The 6000-nt window shown below is 33.9% G+C and carries 4 protein-coding genes and 2 rRNA genes; 4 read left to right on the top strand and 2 right to left on the bottom strand.

All coding sequences use genetic code 11. From position 1 onward, the window contains the following. The 3 genes from ACE01P_RS10565 to pafA form a co-directional block, all read left to right on the top strand. A 23S ribosomal RNA gene (locus ACE01P_RS10565) occupies positions 1 to 281 on the top strand; the annotation flags it as partial. 130 nt (positions 282 to 411) lie between these two features. Beyond that, positions 412 to 521, top strand: a 5S ribosomal RNA gene (rrf, locus tag ACE01P_RS10560). Between the two features lie 247 nt (positions 522 to 768). Continuing rightward, a complete protein-coding gene (gene pafA, locus ACE01P_RS10555; RefSeq protein ID WP_379697205.1) occupies positions 769 to 2391 on the top strand; it encodes an alkaline phosphatase PafA in 1623 nt (540 codons plus the stop codon). A 124-nt stretch (positions 2392 to 2515) separates the two neighbouring features. Here pafA and ald read toward each other — a convergent pair whose 3' ends face one another. Next, positions 2516 to 3634 carry an alanine dehydrogenase gene (ald, locus tag ACE01P_RS10550; RefSeq protein ID WP_379697202.1) on the bottom strand — a complete coding sequence of 373 codons (1119 nt, stop codon included), beginning with the start codon at positions 3632 to 3634 and terminating at the stop codon, positions 2516 to 2518. Positions 3635 to 3835: 201 nt separating this feature from the next. Here ald and ACE01P_RS10545 point away from each other — a divergent pair, with 201 nt between their 5' ends. Continuing rightward, on the top strand, positions 3836 to 4294 hold the full coding sequence (locus tag ACE01P_RS10545; RefSeq protein WP_207294966.1) for an Lrp/AsnC family transcriptional regulator: 459 nt from the start codon (positions 3836 to 3838) through the stop codon (positions 4292 to 4294). 60 nt (positions 4295 to 4354) lie between these two features. Here ACE01P_RS10545 and ACE01P_RS10540 read toward each other — a convergent pair whose 3' ends face one another. Next, on the bottom strand, positions 4355 to 5803 hold the full coding sequence (locus ACE01P_RS10540; protein ID WP_379697200.1) for a glyceraldehyde-3-phosphate dehydrogenase: 1449 nt from the start codon (positions 5801 to 5803) through the stop codon (positions 4355 to 4357). Between the last annotated feature and the right edge of the window lie 197 nt (positions 5804 to 6000).

Raw genomic sequence — 6000 nt, 5'->3', positions numbered from 1 at the left:
TCGGTCTCTATCTACTGCGGGCGTTAGAAATTTGAGTGGATCTGATTCTAGTACGAGAGGACCGAATTGGACAAACCTCTAGTGTATCTGTTGTCCCGCCAGGGGCACCGCAGAGTAGCTACGTTTGGAAGGGATAAGCGCTGAAAGCATATAAGCGCGAAACCCACCACAAGATGAGATTTCTTTTAAGGATCGTGGAAGATGACCACGTTGATAGGCTACAGATGTAAAGGCAGTAATGTCATAGTCGAGTAGTACTAATAATCCGTAAGCTTATGCACGACTTTTCCCGGGCCGCAAGGCTCGGGAGGAAACTTTCTAAAAAAGCTTGTTTGTTTCTTTATCTCAGTATGTTAAAATATTGTTTGGCTGATAATCAGCCAAAGATTGCCCAAAGCAATTATAACTTCTTAAGGTGGTTATTGCGGCGGGGCTCACCTCTTCCCATCCCGAACAGAGAAGTTAAGCCCGCCTGCGCAGATGGTACTGCAGTTATGTGGGAGAGTATGTCGTCGCCTTTCTTTTGAAAACCCCATCCAATACGGATGGGGTTTTCTGTTTTAGGGGTGTTTTTGATTGACTTCTTTTCCTTTAAATACTCTTCCCAGAAAAGATATAATGGACGGCACATAGGGAAACACCATTAATTGTAGTCATAATAGTTTAATAACTGTTAAATTATAGTCAATTGTAGAAGGTTAAATATTGATACCTTAGACTTTTTGAATTTGAATGAGTATTTTTGTGTTTCAATTATTTTATTTAAACATGAAGAAAAATATTTTATTGTTAGCGCTTCTTGCTGTTACAGGTTTAAGTGCGCAACAACAACGTCCAAAGTTGGTTGTGGGTATAGTTGTCGATCAAATGAAAATGGAATATTTATATCGTTTTTCAGATGATTTTTCTCCAAACGGCTTTAAGAGATTAATGAATGATGGATTTACTTTCCAAAACATGCATTATAACTATATGCCAACTTATACTGCTCCTGGACATGCTTCAATTTATACAGGTACAACGCCTGCTACTCATGGAATTGTTGGTAATGAATGGTTCAGTAGAACTCTAGGTAAAGAAACTTATTGTACAGATGATGCAGGAGTTAAAACTGTAGGTGACGGAACTGTTGAAGAAGGTGCAATGTCTCCTAAAAACCTTCAAGCTACGACAATTACTGATGAAGTTAGAATGGCTACAAATTTTAATGGAAAAGTAATCGGATTAAGTTTAAAAGATCGTGGTGCTATCTTACCAGCTGGGCATTTTGCAAATTGGGCATTTTGGTACAGTAAAACCGGTTCTTTTATTTCAAGTACTTTTTATGGTGAAAAATTACCAGAATGGGTGACAGAATTCAATAATGAGAAAAACTACTTAAAATATATCAATAAAGGATGGGATTTGTACAAACCTGCTTCGGTTTACAATGAAAGTCTTCCTGATAATAATCCGTATGAAGGAAAATTATATGGAAGTGCAGCTCCAGTTTTTCCATATGATTTAAAATCAATGTATGAGAAGAATGATGCTGGAATTATCAAGGCAACTCCTTTCGGGAATGATTTATTAGCTGAATTTGCAAAAAGAGCGATTGAGAAGGAAGAATTAGGTAAAGACAACATTACAGACTTTTTGACTGTTAGTTTTTCTTCTACGGATTATGTAGGGCATTTACTTGGGCCAAGGTCTATGGAACTTCAAGATACTTATTTAAGATTGGATCAAACAATTGCTGATTTTTTAGCTTATCTTGATAAAACCGTTGGCAAAGGTAATTATTTGCTTTTCTTGACAGCTGATCATGCTGGAGCTGAAAACGTAATTTATTTGAAAGATCGTAAATATAATGTAGACAATTACCCTTCTAAAGAGGTTAAGAAAAGCTTACAAGATTTTTCAACTAAGACTTTTGGTGTAGATTTAATTCAGAATTATTCGAACTTTAATGTTTTCTTCAATAAACAAATTATTAAAGATAAAAATTTAGAACTTGTAAAAGTAAAACAAGCTTTTAAAGAATTTTTAATTACTCAGCCACAAGTTAAGAAAGTTTATACAGAAGAAGAAATTTTAGCTAATGCAGGAAATGATTATGCTTTAAATTTTGCTGCTAAGGGGTATGATGTAACGCAAAACGGCGATTTAGTTATTATAGACAAACCAGGTATGATTGAATATACTCCTACTGGAACGTCACACGGAACAATCTACAGTTATGATACACACGTACCTGCTATTTTCTACGGTTGGAATATTAAAAAAGGAGAGTCTCATGATAAAAAGGCTATTACAGAGATTGCTCCAACAATAGCTCAGAAAATAAAAGTTACTTTTCCAAATGGAACTGAAGCGAAGGTAATGACTGAAGTTCTTGATGATAAGAAATAAAAAATATAATATTTAAAAAACCTGTCTTCATGGCAGGTTTTTTTATGGCATAAAAAAAGGCTTTTCAGTTAAGAAAAGCCTTTATGTAATAGTGATTTAGTAAGCACTTATACAAGTATTAGCACTATGCGTTTGCTAATACTATTTCTTCGTTAAAAGGAAGATTCCAAGCTTCTGCAACTCCTTTGTAAAGGATTTTTCCATTAGCTACGTTTAATCCTTTTTTCAATTCTTCATTTTCAGCACAAGCTTTTTCCCATCCTTTGTTTGCTAATTGTACAGCATAAGGTAAAGTTGCGTTTGTTAAAGCTAAAGTAGAAGTGTAAGGAACAGCTCCTGGCATATTAGCTACACAGTAGTGAACAATATCGTCAATAATGAAAGTTGGGTTTTCGTGAGTTGTAGGTGTACAAGTTTCAATACATCCGCCTTGATCTACTGCTACGTCAACAACAACAGTTCCTGGACGCATTAATTTTAGCATATCACGAGTGATTAAGTGAGGTGCTTTTGCTCCTGGAATTAAAACTGCTCCAACAATTAAGTCAGCATCTTTAATTGCTCTTGTGATATTGTAGTGGTTAGACATTTCTGTATTTACGTTTGCAGGCATGATATCGTCTAGTTGACGTAAACGAGGTAAACTTAAGTCCATAATAGTTACTTGAGCACCTAATCCAGCAGCCATTTTAGCAGCTTGAGTTCCTACGATTCCTCCACCTAAAACCAATACTTTTGCTGGTGGCACACCTGGAACACCTCCTAAAAGAATTCCTCTTCCTTTTAATGGTTTTTCAAGGTATTTTGCCCCTTGTTGAATTGCCATACGACCTGCAACTTCAGACATTGGAACTAATAATGGTAAACTTCTGTCTGTTTTTTCTACAGTTTCGTAAGCTAAACAAACAGCTCCTTTTTCCAACATTGCGTGTGTTAATTCTTCTGAAGAAGCAAAGTGGAAATAAGTAAATAATAATTGATCTTTTTTGATCAATGGATATTCTGAAGCAATTGGTTCTTTTACTTTGATGATCATTTCTGCAATAGCATAAACCTCCTCAATAGTTGGTAAAATTACCGCGCCAGCTTCAGCATATTCTGCGTCAGCGAAACCACTTCCTATACCAGCAGTAGATTGAACATAAACTGTATGGCCGTGTTTTTTCATTTCAGAAACACCTGCAGGAGTTAAAGCAACTCTGTTTTCATTATTTTTTATTTCTTTCGGAACACCTATTATCATTTTGTTATATTTTTTTGTTTTTATTGAAATTGTTTTACAAATCTACAGATAGAGAATAAATTATGGTTTAACGCATAGTAAATAAGAAAATATTATTTTATTTTTTACTTTTACAGAAAAATATTCTGTTTGGAAGTGAATTTTATTCTTCAAAAAGAAAAAAAGACTAAATCGAACTAATTTTAATAAAACGTTTTCGTTATGGCTTTAGATGAAATTGACAAAAAAATACTACGTCTTTTGCAAGAAGATGCACATTACACTTTAAAAGATATTGCAAACAAAATAAATTTGTCGTTAACGCCTGTTCATGATCGGGTGAAACGTCTTGAAAAAGATGGAATTATAGAAAAATATGTAACGCTTCTTGACAAGAAAAAATTAGGAAATAATTTGACGGTTTATTGTCAGGTTACGTTGGTCAAACAGACTTATGACACATCAGAAGGGTTTAATCAGTCTATTTTGAATCTTCCTGAAGTCGTTGAGTGCAATTATGTTTCTGGAAACTTTGATTATATGCTTAAAATTATAATTCCAGACATGGAAAGCTATCATCATTTTCATCAGAAAAAATTATCTGTTTTGCCTGAAGTTTCTTTAATAAACACTGTTTTTGTAATTTCAGAAGTAAAAAGTACCACTGTTTTGCCTATCTGACAAACAAAAAACCACCAAGAAATCTTGATGGTTTTAAGAAAAAAAGTTAGTTTGGTCGAATTAATAATAAGTATAACGTCTTACTTTGGCAATATATTTTGCTAAACGGATAACTTGATGACTGTATCCGTATTCATTGTCATACCAAATGTACAGCACAATATTTTTTCCGTCTTTTGAAACGATTGTAGCATTGCTGTCATAAATTGATGGAGCAGATGTCCCGACAATATCAGATGAAACCAATTCGTTATTTAAAGAATATTTTATTTGCTCTACCAATTCTCCTTCTAGAGCATATTTCTTCATGATTTTGTTGATTGCGGCAATTGATGTTGCCTTCTTAACCTCTAAATTTAAAACCACAAGAGAGCCGTTTGGAACGGGAACTCGTATAGCGTTTGAAGTTAATTTTCCTTCTAATGATGGCAAAGCTTTTGCAACAGCGCTTCCTGCACCAGTTTCTGTAATAACCATATTTAAAGCTGCTGCTCTTCCTCGACGGTATTTTTTATGCATATTATCAACCAAATTTTGATCGTTGGTGTACGCATGGATTGTTTCTAAATGTCCTTTTACAACTCCTAAACTTTCTTCAACTACTTTTAAAATTGGAGTAATCGCATTTGTTGTGCATGATGCAGCAGAAAAAATATTTACTTCATCAGGATTAAAATCATTGTGATTTACGCCATGAACAATATTTGGAACTCCTTTTCCAGGCGCAGTCAATAAAACTTTGCTGGCTCCGTTTGAAGTTAAATGTCTTTTTAATGCTTCTTCTGTTGTAAATGCTCCAGTATTATCAATTACTAAAGCATCATTGATGCCATATGCTGTATAATCAATTTCTTCTGGAGAATTTGCAGTAATGTTGTGAACAGTTGTTCCGTTAATAATTAAAGCATTATTTTTAGAATCGGCAATTACAGATCCTTGAAAATCTCCGTGAATTGAGTCATATCGCAATAGAGAAGCTCGTTTCTCTAAACTTGATGCGTCATTTTTATCACGGGTTACAATTGCTCTCAAACGTAATTGGTTTCCTTTTCCAGTTTTAGACATTAGCTCTCTTGCTAATAAACGTCCAATTCTTCCAAAACCATATAAAACAACATCTTTAGGTTGAATCTCTTTTGAAGATTTTGCTTTTTTCAATTTTTCAATAACAAAATATCTTGCATCAGGATATTTTTCATCTTCTAATCGATACTCATAAGTTAGTTTTCCTAAATCTATTTTCGCTGGTGGAAGATCTAAAGATAGAACCACTTTTGCGATTTCAACCGAATCAAAAATGGTGATTGGTTTGCCAACAAATTCGCCAGCATATTGATGAAGATTGATAATATCGCTTACGTTTTTATCCAATAATTGATTTTTGAATAAAACCATTTCGATTGATTTGTCATACCATAAATCGCTTATGACTTTGATTAATTCGACACCCGCTTTTCTTCGGTCGACTTGTAATGTTACCTCTTTTTGGTACAATGATTTGTTACTCATAATTGAAAAAATAAAATGCTCACTATTTTAAAATTTGGCGCAAAAGTATCTATTTCAATCGATTTCGTAAACTATTTTAGCATTTATTTTTGAAAATAAAAAAGCCACCTTAAATTTCTTAAGATGGCTTTTTTGAAGTTTTCAGTCTCGGTTCTCAGTCGCAGTTTGAAAACTGTAAACTGTGACCGAAAACTGCG

Origin of the sequence: Flavobacterium sp. HJSW_4, from assembly GCF_042436695.1 — a bacterium.
GTDB lineage: Bacteria > Bacteroidota > Bacteroidia > Flavobacteriales > Flavobacteriaceae > Flavobacterium.
This window is presented reverse-complemented; position numbering and strand designations above follow the sequence as displayed.